Source organism: Anaeromassilibacillus sp. SJQ-5 (genome assembly GCF_054108045.1).
In genome coordinates, this window is sequence record NZ_JBPJWQ010000001.1 from 703,838 (window position 1) to 721,624 (window position 17,787).

15 protein-coding genes are annotated in these 17,787 nt (G+C 64.4%); 12 read left to right on the top strand and 3 right to left on the bottom strand.

Features of this window, described 5'->3' with window-relative positions:
* The first annotated feature begins 89 nt into the window (after positions 1-89).
* The 3 genes from ACSAMM_RS02845 to ACSAMM_RS02855 are packed head-to-tail and all read left to right on the top strand — an operon-like array spanning position 90 to position 1,574.
* Positions 90-368: a helix-turn-helix domain-containing protein gene (locus tag ACSAMM_RS02845; protein WP_457789611.1), complete on the top strand. Its 279-nt coding sequence runs from the start codon at positions 90-92 to the stop codon at positions 366-368.
* Entirely contained in the window at positions 343-1,323 is a 981-nt protein-coding gene (locus ACSAMM_RS02850) for a ComEC/Rec2 family competence protein (RefSeq protein WP_457789613.1), read from the top strand. Before ACSAMM_RS02845 ends, ACSAMM_RS02850 begins: the two co-directional genes overlap by 26 nt.
* Before the next feature lie 26 nt (positions 1,324-1,349).
* Positions 1,350-1,574, top strand: a complete 225-nt coding sequence (locus ACSAMM_RS02855) for a DUF3006 domain-containing protein (protein WP_457789615.1) — start codon at positions 1,350-1,352, stop codon at positions 1,572-1,574.
* Between the two features lie 40 nt (positions 1,575-1,614).
* On the opposite strand, the gene ACSAMM_RS02860 is transcribed toward ACSAMM_RS02855, so the two are convergent.
* Positions 1,615-2,544, bottom strand: a complete 930-nt coding sequence (locus ACSAMM_RS02860; protein ID WP_457789617.1) for a CehA/McbA family metallohydrolase — start codon at positions 2,542-2,544, stop codon at positions 1,615-1,617.
* Positions 2,545-2,939: 395 nt separating this feature from the next.
* Between ACSAMM_RS02860 and ACSAMM_RS02865 the strand changes: the two genes are divergently transcribed.
* From ACSAMM_RS02865 to ACSAMM_RS02885, 5 genes are all read left to right on the top strand, one after another.
* Positions 2,940-5,315: a SpoIIE family protein phosphatase gene (locus ACSAMM_RS02865; RefSeq protein WP_457789619.1), complete on the top strand. Its 2,376-nt coding sequence runs from the start codon at positions 2,940-2,942 to the stop codon at positions 5,313-5,315.
* Positions 5,316-5,748: 433 nt separating this feature from the next.
* A complete protein-coding gene (locus tag ACSAMM_RS02870) occupies positions 5,749-7,116 on the top strand; it encodes an aldehyde dehydrogenase family protein (protein ID WP_178723698.1) in 1,368 nt (455 codons plus the stop codon).
* A gap of 15 nt (positions 7,117-7,131) precedes the next feature.
* Positions 7,132-7,617, top strand: a complete 486-nt coding sequence (locus ACSAMM_RS02875; RefSeq protein WP_178723696.1) for a hotdog fold thioesterase — start codon at positions 7,132-7,134, stop codon at positions 7,615-7,617.
* A gap of 63 nt (positions 7,618-7,680) precedes the next feature.
* A complete protein-coding gene (locus tag ACSAMM_RS02880) occupies positions 7,681-8,472 on the top strand; it encodes a metallophosphoesterase (protein ID WP_457789622.1) in 792 nt (263 codons plus the stop codon).
* A gap of 56 nt (positions 8,473-8,528) precedes the next feature.
* Positions 8,529-9,440, top strand: a complete 912-nt coding sequence (locus tag ACSAMM_RS02885) for a hypothetical protein (protein WP_457789624.1) — start codon at positions 8,529-8,531, stop codon at positions 9,438-9,440.
* A gap of 64 nt (positions 9,441-9,504) precedes the next feature.
* Here the strand turns inward: ACSAMM_RS02885 and ACSAMM_RS02890 are convergent, their stop codons facing one another.
* Positions 9,505-9,891 carry a metal-dependent transcriptional regulator gene (locus ACSAMM_RS02890; protein WP_457789625.1) on the bottom strand — a complete coding sequence of 129 codons (387 nt, stop codon included), beginning with the start codon at positions 9,889-9,891 and terminating at the stop codon, positions 9,505-9,507.
* Positions 9,892-10,148: 257 nt separating this feature from the next.
* On the opposite strand from ACSAMM_RS02890, the gene ACSAMM_RS02895 reads away from it, so the two are divergent.
* A complete protein-coding gene (locus ACSAMM_RS02895) occupies positions 10,149-10,937 on the top strand; it encodes an N-acetylmuramoyl-L-alanine amidase (protein WP_457789627.1) in 789 nt (262 codons plus the stop codon).
* A gap of 27 nt (positions 10,938-10,964) precedes the next feature.
* Entirely contained in the window at positions 10,965-12,332 is a 1,368-nt protein-coding gene (gene radA, locus ACSAMM_RS02900) for a DNA repair protein RadA (RefSeq protein WP_178722035.1), read from the top strand.
* A gap of 45 nt (positions 12,333-12,377) precedes the next feature.
* Here radA and leuA read toward each other — a convergent pair whose 3' ends face one another.
* Complete coding sequence (leuA, locus tag ACSAMM_RS02905; RefSeq protein WP_178722037.1) at positions 12,378-14,045, bottom strand: 2-isopropylmalate synthase; 1,668 nt, start codon at positions 14,043-14,045, stop codon at positions 12,378-12,380.
* Between the two features lie 555 nt (positions 14,046-14,600).
* On the opposite strand from leuA, the gene trkA reads away from it, so the two are divergent.
* Positions 14,601-15,959 carry a Trk system potassium transporter TrkA gene (gene trkA / locus ACSAMM_RS02910; protein ID WP_178722039.1) on the top strand — a complete coding sequence of 453 codons (1,359 nt, stop codon included), beginning with the start codon at positions 14,601-14,603 and terminating at the stop codon, positions 15,957-15,959.
* A 66-nt stretch (positions 15,960-16,025) separates the two neighbouring features.
* Entirely contained in the window at positions 16,026-17,468 is a 1,443-nt protein-coding gene (locus ACSAMM_RS02915) for a TrkH family potassium uptake protein (protein WP_457789630.1), read from the top strand.
* The last annotated feature ends 319 nt before the right edge of the window (positions 17,469-17,787 follow it).

The following is a 17,787-nucleotide window of genomic DNA, read 5'->3' on the forward strand; positions in this document are numbered from 1 at the left end:
TTGCGTGTAAGCGGATCTCCAATATGAATTTCATCAATATTATCGACGCTAATTTTGGCTAGAATACTATTGCAAAAGGAGGTGGGCGCGTGAATACACGCAAATTGAATTATGGCGATCGCAATGTGGTAGGCCGCCGGGTGACGGAAGCCAGAATCGCCATGGGGCTGACGCAAAACGAGTTGATGGCCCGGCTGCAAATCCGCGGTATTGATATCAGCGCCTCCTCCGTGTCCCTCTTGGAAGGGCAGAGACGGCCGGTATTCGACTACGAGCTGGCGGCGCTGGCCGACATCCTGAAGGTGGACGTGAACTGGCTGCTGGGGCGGCAGGAGGAGACGTATGGCGGCAAAGAAACGGATGACTAAAAAGGAGCGGGAGCGGCGGCACAGACGCCGCTTTTGGGCGGGGATCCTGCTCGTCAGCCTGGCGGCCGCCTTCTGCGTTCTCGTCACCCTGAGCGAGCAGATGACCAGGCCCTTCCTGCCCACCTGGAAGGAGATTTTTCAAAAGGTCGGCCTGGCCGAGGCGGAGCCGCTGGACAGCGAGCTCAGGGTCCACGTCATCGACGTGGGGAACGCCGACGCCATCCTGGTGCAAAATAAAGGGGCCAGCCTCCTCATCGACGCGGGAGAGAAGGACGACGGGGAGCGGGTGCTCGCCTACCTGCGGGAGCAGGGGGTGGACAAGCTGGACATGGTCATCGCCACCCACGCGGACGCCGATCACATCGGCGGGATGAAGACGGTGATAAACGGCATGGACATCGATGCCTTTTTAATGGCCACCATGCCGGAGGGGTATACCCCCACCACCAAGACCTATACGGGCATGCTGGAGGCCCTGGCGGGCAAGGGGGTGAAGATCACCGAGGCCAAGCCGGGCGCCCGGTATCCCCTGGGGGACGCCGTGCTGGACATTCTCGGCCCGGCGGCGGAGTTTGAGGAGAACAACAACCAATCGGTCGTCTGCAAGGTGACCTTCGGGGCCAAAAAGTTCCTGTTCATGGGGGACGCGGAAAAGCAGGCGGAGGCCGAGCTGCTGAGCAAGGGCCTGGATTTGTCCGCCGACGTGATCAAGGTGGGCCACCACGGCAGCGACACCTCCACCACGGACAAGCTGCTCGACGCGGTGAAGCCCCGGTACGCCTTTGTCACCTGCGGGGCAGGGAACTCTTACGGGCACCCGGACAAGTCGACGCTTAATAAGCTGAAGGCGCGGAACATCACGGCTTATCGCAGCGATTTGAACGGCACCGTCGTGGCCGCCACCGACGGCAGCCAGATAACCATCACCACCGAAAAAGGAACCGCCGCCCCATAGGGGGCGGTGGGAAAGGCTGTGAGCGTATGACCTATGTGACCATCGACCGGTTCGAGGGCGCCCAGGCGGTGCTGGAGGACGACGAGGAGCGGACGTTCGCCGTGCCTCGGGAGCAGCTGCCCGCCGGGGCGAAGCCGGGGGACGTCTTGAAAAGCGAGGGCGGGGCCTACATCCCCGCGCCGGAGGAAACGGAAAAGCGGCGGGCCTACGCCCGCCGCCTGGAGGAGATGCTCAGGCATCCTCCCACATGAGAAACCGAAAGGGAATCGCCCGGGGCGATTCCCTTTCTGGTTATGCCGGATAATAGGGATTGGTGAACGCCCTGCGGCCCTGGCTGTCGGTCAGGACGAAGCGCAGGAAGCCGAACCGCTCGGCCGCGTCGGCGGGGATCTCCCATTCGAAATGGGTCAGGCAGTCTTCCTCGGCGCAGCGGCCGGCGGCGGAGCCGATGCCCTTGCACTGCAGCGCGATGCGGCGCACCGGCGAGCAGTCCAGGCACAGCCGGCCGTCCTCCAGATAGAGATCGTGGATTTCCGGGCCGGTGGAGCAGTAGTAGTCCCCCGCGTCCAGGGCCTTGATAATCGCGTCGTAGGCGAGGACCGGGGCCTTGATCATGGTGAAGCCGCCCATGGCGTCGGATTCGCCGCCCGCGTTGTGGTTGTCGTCGGTGGCGATGCAGAACAGCCGCTTGCCATGGTTCAGCAGGGCGGCGTAATGGGCGCGGTCGTCCCCGTCGCCAGAGGCCACCTCGCAGCCGTGGTTGTAAATCTCGAAGGCGGTCAGCCCTTCGTATTGCAGGTAGTTCTCCGGCTCCTCCGCCGACCAGGAGGGATGGTTGTAATGCACGATAAAATCCGCCTCGCGCAGGGCGCGGATGGTGGCGTTGATGGCCGCGGGGGAATAGGCCGTCGGCCGGGGGATGAGCACCGCGTGCTCCGGATCCCGGGAAATGGCGCACAGGTGGCAGCAGCGGGAATACCCGTCGGGCGCCGTCTCGCAGACGTCTACCTCGTAGCCGCAGAGGGCCAGAAAGTTCGGAGCGTCCAGATCCTTGTGCCACTGGAGAACATTGTGGTCGGTGAAGGCGATGACGGAATACCCGCCGGTTTGGTAGAGACCCTTCATCTGCGCGGGGGTGAGCCGCCCGTCGGAAAAGGTGCTGTGGGCGTGCAGGTTGGCTTTGAAAAAGCGGCCTTCATGGGGAATGAGATACTGCTTCATACATGACCATTCCTTTCCTCCGTACCGTTTAAAAAGGCGAGCACCCTTTTATGGGCACAGTATACGCCTTTTTTCACAGGACCGCAACCCCCAGGCAAGCGCTGAATGCATCACGCCTGACGGCTCAGCGGCGACTTGGCGGAGGAAATGCCCTATACCAGGCCAACCACTGGATTTCATCGTCGCTCCCCCTCGCCTTACCCTAGCGGCCCGTTTTCGGGCGCCTTCTCCTCCAAAGCGGCCGATCTCCGGGAAACGGTGCCGGTTCCCGCTTTCTTTTGCTTCTTCTACCTCTTTCGCCCTCAAATTCCAGGATGCGCCCACCGATTCCGACACATTCGCCGCCCCCGCCGCCATATAATGGAAACACTGAAATCTTAGTGGTGGTGAGGATGTTGAAACAGAAAGCATACGCCGGGGGAGAACCCAATCCCACAGGTGGACAAGCCGTGGAATCCGGCGTTTCGACACGGGGGGAACAGACCCTGCGGGGGGAACCTGTCCGGCAGGTCGCCCTCGTGGCGCTCTGGGCGTTGATCGGGCTCATCGTGCCCCGCGCCTCCGTCTACGGCGGCATGGCGCCCTTCGGCGTCGGGGTGGCCGCCGCCGTGTCCGGCCCTGGGGCGGTGGTGGTGTATCTGGCCACGGTGGTCGGGTATCTGCTGCCCATGGGCACCGCCTTCCCTCTGCGGTATATCGCCGCCGTGGCCGCCGTGGGCGGGATCCGGTGGGCCCTCGGCTCCCTGCCCGCCATTTCCAAGCGCACCGGCTTCGCGCCGGTGCTCGCCTTCCTCGCCACCGCCGTGACCGGCGCGGCCATGAGCCTGGCGGGCGGGGCGGACGTCTATAAGGCGCTCATAGTCATCGCGGAAAGCCTGATCGCCGGCGGCTTCGCCTACTTCATGGCGGTGACCGTCCATGTGGCGGGGGAGGGGAACGTCCCCACCCTGTCGGCTCAGCAGCAGGCGGCCATCGTGGTCACCGGCGCAGTGGCGCTTATGGCGGTGTCGGCCGTGGAGTTCTCCGGCATCTCGCCCGGCCGGATCCTGGCCGTGGTGCTGGTGCTGCTGCTGGCCCGCTGCGGCAAGGAGCAGGGCGGCGCCATCGCCGGCATTGTGCTGGGCGTGACCATGGCGCTGGCCAGCCCCGAGCACCTGGTGCTGGCCGCGGCCTATGCCTTCGGCGGCCTGATGGCGGGCATCTTCGCCCGGTTCGGCAAGTTCGCCGCCGCCGGGGCCTTTCTCGTGTCCAACATTATCGTCTTTATGATCACCGCCACCGACCTGCTGGTGGTGGCCAGCATTTATGAGGTGCTGGGCGGCAGTGTGCTGTTCGTGGCCCTGCCCAAATCGGTGGATCGGAAAATCAACCGCTTCTTCGTCCGGGGCCGGGACATCCCGGCGGTGGAGGGCCTGCGCCGCTCCATGGTGATGAAGCTGGACTATGCCTCCAAAGCCATGGGAGAGGTGGCCACCACCGTGGATTCCGTCTCCCAGAAGCTTGCGGGCCTGAGCGCCCCGGATCTCGGCTCGGTCTACCGGGGGGTGTCGGACAGCGTCTGCCGGGTCTGCGGCCTGCGGATGTACTGCTGGGACACCTGCTTTTCCGACACCATGTCCTCCCTCAACGACCTGACGCCCCTCCTGCGGGAGAAGGGCCAGGTGGACAAGTCTCAGGTCACCGGCCACCTGGCCCGCCACTGCGGCCGGCTGGAGGAAGTGACCCGCAAGGTGAACAACGGCTATAACGAATACCTGATACGGGAAGGCGCCTGGCGGCGGCTGTCCGAAATCCGCACGGTCATCACCGACCAGTTCGCCGGCATGTCCGAGCTGCTCGACGAGCTGTCGGAGAACTTCACCGGCGCCCAGCAGGTGGATACCGAAGCGGCGGCCCGGGTGATGGCGGTGTGCGAGGATCACGGCCTGCTGGTGGAGGACGCGGTCTGCTTCGTGGGCAAGACGGGGCGGATGTCGGTGGAAATCCTGGCGGCCGACGCGGGCATCAAGCTGCGGCAGAGCCGCTGGTTCCGGGATATCTGCGACGCCTGCGGCCGGGAGTTCGACCATCCCGTCGCCGCCCGGATCGGGGACGCGGTGAAAATCTCCCTGTCGGAAAAGCCGGCCTATAAACTGAACATCGGCTCGGCCCAGCTGAACTGTTCCAACGAGAAGCTGTGCGGCGACGCCTTCGAGACCTTCGCGGACGGCGGCGGCCGGATGGTAGCCGTGCTCAGCGACGGCATGGGCAGCGGCGGCCGGGCGGCGGTGGACGGCGCCATGGCCGTGGGCCTGACCTCCCGGCTGCTGAAGGCCGGCTTTGGGCAGGACAGCGTGCTCAGGCTGGTCAATTCCGCGCTGATGGTCAAAGCGGGGGACGAGAGCCTGGCCACCCTGGACGTGGCCAGCATCGATTTGTTCTCCGGCCGGATGGAAAGCCTCAAGGCCGGGGCCACGGTCTCCCTGCTGCGCAGCATGGGCCGGGTCAGCCGCATCGAAAAATCCTCCCTGCCGGTGGGCATCCTGCGGGATATTCATTTCGAGCGGAGCACCGACACCCTCACCGATGGGGACATCCTGCTGCTTCTCAGCGACGGGGTGGTCAGCGAGGGGGTGGCCTGGGTGGAGGAGGCCCTGCGGGACTACGACGCCGACAAGGGCGGCATGCCCCGCCTGGCGGAGGAAATCGCCAGCGAGGCCCGGCGACGCCAGAAGGGCCAGCGGGAGGACGACATCACCGTCCTGGCCATGAAGCTGGAAAAGGTGAAATAACTCAGCGGAGGGCGCGTTGCAAAATGTAAGGTTTTGCAACGCGCCCTATCTCTGCGAATATCGTCGCTCTCCCGGCGAATGTCGGAAGAGCGAACGCATGGTGCGACAGCCTCTTTTTTTGCGGAAATTTTGGCGCATTTTTGTCCGGATTATGGTATACTGGTAGCATCGATTGACAAGGGCGAACACGCCTGCCGTCGGCCAAAAAGGTGGCCTGCGGCGTTCAGTGGTCTTTGCTGGCCGCCTTTTTGCTCCGACGGCAGGTCCTTCGGAGTTTTTCGGCAGTGAAAAAGAGGAGATGGCAAGGCGGACGAGGCCGCCGGGCCGGCGCCCGGCAACGAGGACAACGCCGCCAGCACCCCTTTTCACGCCGAAAAACCGCGTTTCCCCTTGTCAATCGATGCTAAGCAGAGCTTAGAAAGGACGGATGTCTATGACGATTCCCGAGCTGGCCGCCGCCCAAAGGCGGTTTTTCGACTCCGGGCGCACCCGCTCCGTCGCCTTCCGGGAGGAGCAGCTCCGCCGCCTGCAGGCCGCCCTGCGGGCGGAAGAGGAGCCCCTGCTGGCCGCCCTGAAACAGGATTTGAACAAGTCCGCCGGCGAGGCGTATATGACCGAGCTTGGCATCGTGCACGACGAGCTGTCCTGCGCCCTGGGGCATCTGCGCCGCTGGGCCCGGCCAAAAAACGTGCGCCTGCCCCTGTTCCAGTTTCCCGCCTCCGGCTGCATCCTGCCCGAGCCTTACGGCACGGCCCTGATCATCTCCCCCTGGAACTACCCGGTGCAGCTGACCCTCAACCCCCTCATCGCCGCCCTGGCCGCGGGCAACTGCGCGGTGGTCAAGCCCTCCGCCTACGCGCCGGCCGTCTCGGCGGCCCTGGCCCGGCTGCTGTCCGCCGTCTTTCCCGCCCAGTATGTGGCGGTGGTGGAGGGCGGCCGGCAGGAGAACGCCGCGCTGCTCGAGCAGAAATGGGACACCATCTTTTTCACCGGCAGCGTGGCCGTGGGCCGGGTGGTCATGGAGGCCGCGTCCCGGCACCTGACCCCCGTGTCCCTGGAGCTGGGCGGCAAAAGCCCGGTGATTGTGGACGCGACGGCCAACCTGAAGGTGGCCGCCCGCCGGATCCTGTGGGGCAAGACCATCAACGCCGGCCAGACCTGCGTCGCCCCCGACTACGTCCTGGCGGACAACCGGGTGAAGCCGGCGCTGCTGCGGGAGATGGAAAAGCAGCTGCGCTTCCTCTGGGGCCGCCGTCCCCTGGAGAAGGAGGAATACCCCCGCATCGTCAACGAGAAGCATTTCGAGCGGCTGGTGGGCCTGATGGCCGGGGAGCACGCCGCCGTCGGCGGGGAGTGCGACGCCGCCGCCCTGCGCATCGCCCCCACCGTGCTGGATCGGGTGACCCCCGCCTCCCCCGTGATGCAGGAGGAGATTTTCGGCCCCCTGCTGCCGGTCCTGGGCTTCGACGAGCTGGACGAGGCGATCCGGTTCGTCCGGGAACGGCCCCGCCCCCTGGCGCTGTACGTTTTTTCCGAGGACGCGGCAGCGGTGCGGCGGGTGCTCGGTCAGCTGTCCTTCGGCGGCGGCTGCGTCAACGACACCATCATGCACCTGGCCACCCACCGCCTGCCCTTCGGCGGGGTGGGGGACAGCGGCATGGGCCGGTATCACGGCAAATTCGGGTTCGACACCTTCACCCATTACAAGCCGGTGGTCAGCCAGTCCACCCATCTGGATCTGCCCGTGCGCTACCCGCCCTACACCCCGCGCCTCGGGCTGATGAAACGGTTTTTAAAATAACGGAGGTCTCTCGTCATGCAGGTCAAGTATAAACAGAACAACAGCCGGATGTGCGTCATCTGCGGCATGGACAACCCCTTCGGCCTTCAGGCCCCCTTCTACGTCATGGAGGACGACAGCGTCATGACCCTGTTCCGCTACCGGCAGGAGCATCAGAGCTATCCCGGCCGGGTGCATGGGGGCCTGATCACCGCCATGCTCGACGAGCTGGGCTTCCGCGCCTATTGGGCGTTCGAGCCCGAGGTGCTGGCCGTCACCATGGAGCTGCAGACCAAATACCGCCGCCCCGTCCCCTACGACGAGCCGCTCAAGGGGATGGGGACCATCCTGTCCGCCTCCTCCCGGTTCGTCAAAAGCCATGCCCAGATTACCGATATGGACGGCCACGTGCTGGCCGAGGCCGAGATGAAATACATCAAGCTGCCCAGCGATAAGGTGACCGACGCGGACTATCACGAGGAAATGTGCTACGCCCTGCCCGACGACGTCAAAGCGCTGTAGGCGCCGCGTTCCCTCTTTTCATTTCCAAGGATTTGTGATAGTCTGATGTAAAGGAGCGCCTGCATGAAAACCGAAACCAAATGGGGCCTGGCCGCCGCCGGCGCGGCGCTTTCGGCCGGCCTGTGGCTGTATCAGGAGAATACGTCCGTGGAGGTGGAGCCCCTCCCCGTGGCCCTCAGCGGCCTGCCCGCCGCCTTCCGGGGCTTTAAAATCGCGGTGGTGTCCGATGTGCACCTGCCCCGCGGCGGCGTGTCGTCCGCCCGCCTGGCCCGCCTGGTCGCCCTCCAGCGGCCCGACGTGATTGTCCTCCCCGGCGATCTGACCAACAGCTATGCCGACTTTGATCGGGAGGGCCTGACGGATCTCGGGCGGCGGCTGGCCGCCGTCGCGCCCTGCTACGCGGTGGCGGGCAATCACGAGCTGCGGTTCGGCCGGACGGGGGAATACGCCCGGCTGCTGGAGCGCGCGGGCGTGCGGGTGCTGCGGGACGGCTGGACGCTGCTGGAGAGGGAGGGGGAGACCCTCACCCTGTACGGCATGGAGCGCAAGCGGCCCCGGCCCTTGCCCGCCTCCTGCCCCCGGCCGGTTATCGCCCTGGCCCATCAGCCTCAGTGGCTGTATCTGTACGAGGCCGCCGGCTGGGATCTGGTCATCAGCGGCCACGCCCACGGCGGGCAGGTGCGCCTGATCGGTCAGGGGCTGTACGCCCCGGGGCAGGGAATGCTGCCCCCCTTCACCAGCGGCCTCTACCGGCGGGGCGACACTCAGATGGCGGTCAGCCGGGGCCTTGGAAACAGCACCTTTTCCCTGCGCTTCGGCAACCGGCTGCACCTGCCGGTGCTGGTGCTCGGGTAAGGGCGAGGCGGGGGGCGTTCCCCCTTACCTTAAGGATCGATAAGGGAGTGTAAAACATGGCCGATACCCATCAAATCCGCTGTCCCCAGTGCGCGACGCTGTATGACGAGGGGGAGGCGCGCTGCCCCCACTGCGGCCTGCCCGCCGAGCCGGCGGCCCGGCAGCGGCATATCGAGCAGCTGCTGGAGCATACGGCTGCCGGCCCCGCCGCGGGGGCGCCCATCCGCACCGATCCGGCTTCGGCGGCCTTCGCGCCGCCCGAACCCGCGATCGCGGTCGCGGAGCGGCCTTCCCGGCCACCGGCCGCTTATGTCGCCTCGCCCATCCCCGCGGTGCAGGCGGCCTTTGGGGAGCCGCTGCCCCCGCCCGCCGGGAGCGCCGTTCCCGGCTCCGGGTGGGCCTGTGTCCCCTTGGGCCATCCGGTCGCCTCCGCCAAGGAGCCGTCCCCGGTGGGCCCTTTTCTCAAAAAGCACCGCTTCAAGCTGCTGGCCGCCGCCGTGGCTGTGGCCGCCGTGGTGGTGCTCACACTGGTTATCGGGGCGGTGCGCAGCACGACGGCCAGCTTCCGCTCCTCGCCCGAACGGCTGGTCGCCGGGCTGCAAAAGGCCCTGGACGACAAGGACGTCCGCCTCTTCGCCGAGCTGGCCCTGCCGGCCGGCGTCGAATACAACGCCAGCGATTACAGCCGGCTCACCGCCAGCGATCTGCCGAATCTTCAGCTCGAGCTGGTGGAGGTCTTCTCCGGCCGGAAGGACACCTATGCCTTGGCGATCGTCCGCTATACCGAGCGGGAATCCCTGAGCCCCGGGGACGGCCAGATGGAGGTGCTGATGCTGAGAAAAACCGACGGCAAATGGTACAACTCCAACACCACGAACGCTTTCCTGCGGGGTCTGCTGGGTACGGTAGACTATAGCTACCAGTATGACCCGGACAGCTACGACGATCCCTACGCCGTGCCGGACTGAACCAAGCCATATAAAAACCACCCGCGAGCCAAGGGCTCGCGGGTGGTGTCGTTTCCAGCGCATTCTATTCCTCCAGGGGAAATTCGCCCTCCCGGCGGACATGCTCCCGGATTTTCTCAAAGCTCTCCTGGCTGACCACATGTTCGATGCGGCAGGCGTCGGCGGCGGCGGTTTTCCGATCGACCCCCAGAAAGACCAGCCAGTCGGTCAGCAGGGTGTGCCGCTCATACATCCGCTGCGCGATTTCCCGGCCCTTGTCCGTCAGCAGCAGGAAATTTCCGTCGGTCATCTCCACATAGCCGTTTTCCCGCAGCTGCTTCATGGCCACGCTGACGCTGGGCTTGGAAAAGCCCAGCTCCACGGCGATATCGATGGAACGCACCCGGCCCTTGCTTTGCTCGAGCATCAGGATGGTTTCCAGATAATTCTCAGCGGATTCCTGGATTTTCACGCGAGACGTCCCGCCCTTCTATGCGATATGGAATCATTGTAGCACATCCCCGGCTGATTTTCAACGCCCGGCTTGTGGAACCGGCCGGCCGGTGGTATACTGAACCAGTAGCCGCTTGGCCGTCCCCCTTTGTCCGCGACGAATAATCCGCCCGCCGTTCTCATAAGTATGGCACGGGGGCGGAACAGCCGGTGCGTTCCATGGACGGCTGCCGAAACCGCCCCCTTTCAGTTTACACGAAAGAATGGGTGGTTGACATGCGGATCATCAGGAACAGCCGGGACAGGGCCTCTCATCGCCCGGAACGCCGGGAGGGCGCGCCCCGCCGCCCCGCGCGCCGGGACGCCGTCCGGAAGCTGTGGCAGTGGTCGGCCCTTCCCCTGGCGGGCTGCGCGGTGGTGGCGGTGTTCATCGCAGTGATGCAGATTACCCTGGCCGCCAGCACCGAGGCCGGCATGCCGGCCGACACGGGGTATATCCTCATCGACCCGGGCCACGGCGGGGCCGACGGCGGCGCCCAGGCGGCGGACGGCACCCTGGAAAAGGACATCAACCTGGCCGTGGCCCTGCCCCTGAACGATATGCTCAAGGTCTGCGGCTACCCGGTGAAAATGACCCGGGATACCGACATTTCGGTGCACAGCGATTCCGCCCGCACCCTGAGGGAGCAGAAGGTCAGCGACATGCATAACCGGCTGGCCCTGTACGACAAGGCCAAGGCGGCGGTGGGGATCCATACCAATAAGTTCCCCCAAACCCAGTATTTCGGTACCCAGCTGTTTTACTCCGCCAACTGCCCGGAAAGCGAGGGGATCGCCTCCTCTATCCGGGAAAGCGTGGTCGGGCTGCTGCAGCCGAAAAATACCCGGGAGATGAAAAAGGCGGACAGCAACATCTTCCTGCTGGATAAGGCCAAGGTGCCCGCGGTGTTCGTGGAATGCGGCTTTTTGTCCAACGAGGGGGAGCTGGCCAAGCTGAAAAACCCGGACTATCAGCATCAGATGGCCCTGGCCATCCTGAATGGGCTGCTGCAGTACGGGTTATAGAAACGTGACGAAAGGCAAGGACTGGAAATGGCACAGAAAGCGAAAGCGGTGTTCGTCTGCGCGGAATGCGGCAGCGAATCGCCCAAATGGTACGGCAAATGCCCCTCCTGCGGGCAGTGGAACACCATGAACGAGGAGGTGCGCGCCCCCCAGCGCGCGGCGGCCCCCGCCGGGGCGTCCTCCGCTGTGAGGGCGCAGCCCCGGCGGATTGGGGACATCAACCCCGAGGGGGAGCAGCGGTATAAAACCGGCCTGAAGGAGCTGGATCGGGTGCTGGGCGGCGGCATCGTGCGGGGCGGGCTGATGCTCATCGGCGGCGACCCCGGCATCGGTAAATCCACCCTGCTGCTGCAAATCTGCGAGCATCTGGGGCAGCGGCTCAACATCCTGTACGTCTCCGGCGAGGAATCGGCCCGGCAGCTCAAGCTGCGGGCCGACCGGCTGGGCGTGCACAGCGAGCGGCTGTTCGTGCTGTGCGAGACCGACGTGGGCGCCATCATCGAGACGATTTTCTCTGAGAAGCCCGACATCGTCATCATCGACTCCATCCAGACCATGAGCCTGGCGGACGTGGCCTCCTCGCCCGGCAGCGTCACCCAGGTGCGGGAATGCACCTCCGCCATCATGCGGGCGGCCAAAAGCGTCGATACCCCGGTGTTCATCGTGGGCCATGTCAACAAGGACGGCGCCATCGCCGGCCCCAAGGTGATGGAGCATATCGTGGACTGCGTGCTCTACTTCGAGGGCGACCGCCATACCAGCTACCGGATGCTGCGGTGTGTGAAGAACCGCTATGGATCCACCAACGAAATCGGCGTGTTCGAGATGCGGGACAAGGGGCTGGCCGAGGTGGAGAACCCCTCCCTGATGATGCTGTCCGGCCGCCTGACCAATGTCAGCGGCACCTGCGTCGCCTGCGCCATGGAGGGCAGCCGCCCCCTGCTGGCCGAGGTGCAGGGCCTGGTGTCGCCCACCGGCTTCGGCAATCCCCGGCGGATGTCCACCGGCTTTGACAACAACCGCCTCAATCTCCTGCTGGCGGTGCTGGAAAAGCGGGCGGGCTATTTCTTCTCCAACCTGGACGCCTACATCAACGTCGTCGGCGGCCTCAGGCTGGACGAGCCCGCGGCCGATCTGCCGGTGGCCCTGTCCCTGGTGTCCGGCCTCAAGGACACGCCGGTGGGGGAGGGGATCCTGGCCTTCGGCGAGGTGGGCCTGGCCGGCGAGGTGCGGTCGGTTTCCAACGCCGAAGCCCGCGTCGGGGAAGCCGCCCGCCTGGGCTTCACCAAGGTCATCCTGCCCTATCATAACCTGAAATCCCTGCAAAAGCGCGGCGATATCGAGCTGGTCGGCGTGCGCACCGTGCGGGACGCCTACGAAGCGCTCAAACCATAAGAAAATGCCCTCGGTTCCTTGCGGAACCGGGGGCATTTTTTAGGCTTATTCTCCCGCCTCGGCCCGGTTGATGGCGCACAGAACGCCCCTGACCGACGCGAGGTTGATGTTGTTCTCGATGCCCACGCCGAAAATCGGCTTGCCGTCCGGCTTTTTCAGCTGGATGTAGGCGATGGCCTTGGAGTCCGAGCCGGAGGAGATCGCATGCTCGTGATAGGACAGGAACTCGTACCGGGTCATGTGGGCCGCCTGCAGGGCGTTGAAGAAGGCGTCGATGGGGCCGTTGCCGCTGCCCGACAGGGCCGTTTCCTTCCCGTCGGAAACCAGCACGCCGGTGAACCGCACGCTGTCCGCGTCCTCCACAAAGCTGTGGGCGCGCAGATCCACCTTCCGGGGCACATCGATATAGTGCTGGCGGAACACGCCGAACAGCTCGTCGGCGGACACCTCCCGGCCCAGCCGGTCGCATTCCGCTTTGACCAGCGCGCCGAATTCCGGATGCATGGCCTTGGGCAGGTTGTACCCGAAGGCGTTCTGCATGACGAAGGCCGCGCCGCCCTTGCCCGACTGGGAGTTGATGCGGATAATGGGCTCGTACTGCCGGCCCACGTCCGCCGGGTCAATGGGCAGATAGGGGATCTCCCAGTAGTCGCTGTTGTGCTCCCGCATGTAAATGGTGCCCTTGTTGATGGCGTCCTGATGGGAGCCGGAGAAGGCGGTGAACACCAGCTCGCCCACATAGGGCTGCCGCTCGGGGATGTGCATCTTGGTGCACCGCTCGTACAGCTCCCGGTAGGCGGGCAGATTGCTGAAATCCAGCCGGGGATCCACCCCCTGGGTGAACATGTTCAGCCCGACCACCACGATGTCCAGGTTGCCGGTGCGCTCCCCGTTGCCGAACAGGGTGCCCTCCACCCGCTCGGCCCCGGCCAGCAGCGCCAGCTCTGTGGCCGCCACGCCTGTGCCCCGGTCGTTGTGGGGATGGATGCTGATAATCGCCGCCTCCCGGTTGGGCAGATGCCGGATGAAATACTCCACCTGGTCGGCGTAGGTGTTGGGGGTGCACATCTCCACCGTGTTGGGGAGGTTGAGGATCACCGGGTTCTCCTTGGTGCTGCCCAGCGCCTCCATGACGGCGGCGCAGATGTCCACCGCGTTGTCCATCTCGGTGCCGGAGAAGCTCTCGGGGGAATACTCGTAGCGGATATGGGTGTCGCCCTCGTATGCCTCGGTCAGCTCCCGGATGAGCTTGGCGCCCGCGACGGCGATGTCGATGATGCCCGCCATGTCCTTCTGGAACACCACCTTGCGCTGCAGCGTGGAGGTGGAATTGTAAAAATGGACGATGACGTTTTTCGCGCCCTTGATGGCGTCGAAGGTCTTGCGGATCAGATGCTCCCGGGCCTGCACCAGCACCTGGATGGTCACGTCGTCCGGAATATGGCCGCCCTCGATGAGCTCCCGGCAGATTTCATATTCCGTTTCCGAGGAGGAGGGGAAGCCGATTTCAATTTCCTTAAAGCCCATGTCGCACAGGGCCTTGAAAAACTCCAGTTTCTGCTGCAGGTTCATGGGATCGACCAGCGCCTGGTTGCCGTCCCGCAGGTCGACGCTGCACCAGACGGGCGCTTTGTCGATGACGCGGTCCGGCCATTGCCGGTCGGGAAGCTGGATTTGCTCGAAGGGCCGATACTTTTGATATGACGGTTTCACAGCGAAAACCTCCTTAATAAGAATACAAAAACGCCCGTCCCCGAAAAACAGGGACGGGCGACAAATCGCTCGTGGTACCACCCACATTCGGACGCCCGCAGGCGTCCCTCAGCGAGCCTCGGCAAAGGCTCCGGCCGGTAACGGGGCCACACGTCCCGCCCTAGCTCCGGCGCCGGAGTTCAGGTGGGCGACTCAGGGATGAGCTATCCATACGGGCTCCGCCTCCGGCTTGCACCTTCCGCCGGCTCTCTGCGCGCGTGCGCCCGTATCTTATTCCCGTCAACGTCTTTGCGCTATTGGGGAAAAGGTGTCTTTGTCTCATTATACGCATCCCGGCCCCGGTTGTCAAGTGTCAAATCCGCCGTCCCGCCGTCTCCGCCGGAACGCCCCGTGTCCCCTTCAGACCGCCTCATTTTATCCATTTCTTCCGCCTAAATTCGGCTGATTTCACCGAAAAGCCGCCCGAGCCCTTTCTTTCCGCGGCCGGCTGTGCTATAGTGTTCCCGTACTACCCCCGGCGCCTGCCGGGAGAGGGATACGGGAGGACGGGGCGTCATGCGTATTGTCATCGTGGGCTGCGGCAAGGTAGGCACCACGCTGGCCGAGCAGCTAAACCGGGAGAAGCACGAAATCGTGCTGATTGAGAAGAATCCCGAGGTGCTGCAAGGGGTCACCAACACGCTGGATCTCATCGGCGTGGCGGGCAACGGCGCGAGCGACGCGGTGCTCAGGGAAGCGGGGGCCGCCACGGCGGATCTGCTCATCGCCGTCACCACCACGGACGAGCTGAATCTGCTGTGCTGCCTCATCGCCAAAAAGGTCGGGGTGCGCAACACCATCGCCCGGGTGCGCAACCCGGAATATTCGCAGGAAATCCGCCTGGTGCAGGAGGATTTGGGCCTGTCCATGGTCATCAATCCGGAGTTTGCCGCCGCGGCGGAAATCGCGCAGCTGCTCCGGTTTCCGTCGGCTATCAAAATCGATACCTTCGCCAAGGGGCGGGTGGAAATCCTGAAGCTGCATATCCCGGCCGCCTCGGCGCTGGACGGCATGCGGATTCGGGACATCTCCTCGCGCCTGCGCACCCGCGTGCTGGTCTGCGCCGTGGAGCGGGGGGACGCGGTGGAAATCCCCACCGGCGATTATGTCCTGCGGCAGGGCGACCGCGTGTCCATCGTCGCCTCCCCACGCAAAGCCGTCGAGTTTTTCCGCAAGGCCGGGGTCACCGCCGGCCGGGTGAACACCGCCATGCTCGTCGGCGGCGGCAAGATCACCTATTATCTCGCCCGCCAGCTCATCGAGGACGGCATCCAGGTCAAGATTATCGAGATGAACAAGACGCGCTGCGAGGAGCTCAGCGAGCTGCTGCCCGAGGCCATGATCCTCCAGGGGGACGGCACCGATCGGGAGCTTCTTGCCGAGGAAGGGCTGTCCCGGATGGACGCCTTCGCCTCTCTGACCGACGTGGACGAGGAGAACGTCCTGCTCTCCCTGTACGCCGGCGCCAAGTCCAAGGCCAAGCTGATCACCAAAATCAACCGTCTGGCCCTGGAGGAAATTGTCTCGAGTATGCCGCTCGGCAGCATCATCTCGCCCAAATTCATCACCGCCGAGCATATCGTGCGGTATGTCCGCGCCATGCAGAACTCGCTGGGCAGCAATGTGGAGACCCTGTATAAAATCGTGGACAATCAGGTGGAGGCGCTGGAGTTCCGGGTCAGGGAAAAGACTTCCTTTTTGGGCCAGCCCCTGGAAACCCTGCCTCTGCGGAACAACCTGCTGGTCGCCTGCATCAACCGGCAGGGGCGGATTATCACCCCAAGCGGCAAGGATACGCTGGAGCTGGGGGACACGGTGGTCGTGGTCACCACCAACACCGGTCTGAGCGATCTGGGGGACATTCTGCGCGCGTGAGGGCCGCCCCGCACGGCTTTTCCGATTATTTGTACCGCCCGCGGGCGGAGGAGTGGATGGGTTTTCATGAACGGTACCATGATCATCTATATGCTGGGCTGGGTCATGAACCTGGAAGCGGCCTTCATGCTTCTGCCCTGCCTGACCGCCCTGATTTATAGGGAGAGCGCCGGGCTCTCCTTCCTGATCGTCGCCTTCGCGCTGCTGATTGCCGGCGTCCTGTGCACCTTCCGCAAGCCGGCCAACAAGGCGTTTTACGCCCGGGAGGGCTTTGCCGTCGTGGCACTGAGCTGGATCCTGCTCAGCGTGACCGGCGCCCTCCCCTTTGTCATCAGCGGGGAAATCCCGCATTTCATCGACGCCATGTTCGAAACCGTGTCCGGCTTCACCACCACCGGCTCGAGCATCCTGACCGACGTGGAGGCGCTGTCCCGCTGCATGCTGTTCTGGCGCAGCTTCACCCACTGGATCGGCGGCATGGGCGTGCTGGTGTTCATGCTGGCTATCGTCCCCATGGCGGGCGGGCAGAGCATCCACCTCCTGCGGGCGGAAAGCCCCGGCCCCGCCGTGAGCAAGCTGGTCCCCCGCCTGCGGGGCACCGCCACCATCCTGTACGGCATCTATTTGGTGATGACGGTGGCGGAAATCCTGCTGCTGCTGGCCACCGGCATGCCCGTGTTCGACAGCATCACCATCGCCTTCGGCACCGCCGGCACCGGCGGCTTCGCCATTCTGAACAGCGGCCTCGCCTCTTACACCGTCCTGCAGCAGGGGATCGTCACCGTCTTCATGATCCTGTTTGGGATCAACTTCAATGTCTATTTTCTGCTGCTCATCCGCCGCCGGCCGAAGGAAGCGCTCAAAAGCGAGGAAATGCGCTGGTATCTCATCATCATCGCCGCCGCCATCGGGCTGATCACCCTCAATGTGCGGGGGCTGTTCTCCTCCTGGTGGGAGGCGTTCCATCACACCGCCTTTCAGGTGGCCTCCATCATCACCACCACCGGCTTTTCCACATCGGACTTCAACCTCTGGCCCGGCTTTTCCCGCACCATCCTGGTGCTGCTCATGTTCGTGGGCGCCTGCGCCGGCAGCACCGGCGGCGGCATCAAGGTCAGCCGCATCGTGGTGGCCGTCAAGGCCGTGGCCAAGGAGCTGGCCCGCTTCATCCACCCGCGCAATGTCCGGATGCTCAAGCTGGAGGGCAAGAAGGTGGAACACGAGACCCTGCGCACCATCAACATCTTCCTGACGGCGTATTTTCTTCTCTTCGCCCTGTCCACTCTGCTGATTTCCCTGGATAACTTCGATCTGATTACCAGCTTCACCTCCGTGGCCGCCACCCTCAACAACATCGGCCCCGGCCTGGAAATCGTCGGGCCCATGAGCAATTTTTCCGCCTTTTCCGGCCTGTCGAAATGCGTGCTGATGTTCGATATGCTCGCCGGCCGGCTGGAGCTGTTTCCCATGCTGCTGCTGTTCGTCCCCGCCACCTGGAAACGGAACTGATCCGCCCACCCAAAAGCCCGCGCCGTTTCACCGGTGCGGGCTTCAGGCTGTCAAAAAAGGGGAATCCGCCATTCGGAAGATGAAAAAGCGGAGGCGGGTTACCGATTTGTGTTTGCGAGGACATGTGCCTCGCAAACACTCCTTATAGGCGAAAACCGGCGGAAACACACGTGTTTCCGCCGGTTTTCAAGAGCAGGGGTGGGACTGGCGGGGACAGAGGGAACAAGGTGAACGTCAGTGAACCGCCGTGATCCGGCGTCCCCGTCCAGCAGCTTGTCGACTTTGTCGACAAGCTGAAGCCCGCGCCGTTTCACCGGTG

What these genes read in the sequence shown, in the direction of transcription:
- ACSAMM_RS02885 (WP_457789624.1), top strand. Translation starts at nt 8,529, where the DNA reads ATGGCCGATACCCATCAAATCCGCTGTCCCCAGTGCGCGACGCTGTAT.
- ACSAMM_RS02860 (WP_457789617.1), bottom strand. Translation starts at nt 2,544, where the DNA reads ATGAAGCAGTATCTCATTCCCCATGAAGGCCGCTTTTTCAAAGCCAAC.
- ACSAMM_RS02895 (WP_457789627.1), top strand. Translation starts at nt 10,149, where the DNA reads ATGCGGATCATCAGGAACAGCCGGGACAGGGCCTCTCATCGCCCGGAA.
- radA (WP_178722035.1), top strand. Translation starts at nt 10,965, where the DNA reads ATGGCACAGAAAGCGAAAGCGGTGTTCGTCTGCGCGGAATGCGGCAGC.
- trkA (WP_178722039.1), top strand. Translation starts at nt 14,601, where the DNA reads ATGCGTATTGTCATCGTGGGCTGCGGCAAGGTAGGCACCACGCTGGCC.
- ACSAMM_RS02915 (WP_457789630.1), top strand. Translation starts at nt 16,026, where the DNA reads ATGAACGGTACCATGATCATCTATATGCTGGGCTGGGTCATGAACCTG.
- ACSAMM_RS02875 (WP_178723696.1), top strand. Translation starts at nt 7,132, where the DNA reads ATGCAGGTCAAGTATAAACAGAACAACAGCCGGATGTGCGTCATCTGC.
- ACSAMM_RS02850 (WP_457789613.1), top strand. Translation starts at nt 343, where the DNA reads ATGGCGGCAAAGAAACGGATGACTAAAAAGGAGCGGGAGCGGCGGCAC.
- ACSAMM_RS02855 (WP_457789615.1), top strand. Translation starts at nt 1,350, where the DNA reads ATGACCTATGTGACCATCGACCGGTTCGAGGGCGCCCAGGCGGTGCTG.
- ACSAMM_RS02880 (WP_457789622.1), top strand. Translation starts at nt 7,681, where the DNA reads ATGAAAACCGAAACCAAATGGGGCCTGGCCGCCGCCGGCGCGGCGCTT.
- ACSAMM_RS02870 (WP_178723698.1), top strand. Translation starts at nt 5,749, where the DNA reads ATGACGATTCCCGAGCTGGCCGCCGCCCAAAGGCGGTTTTTCGACTCC.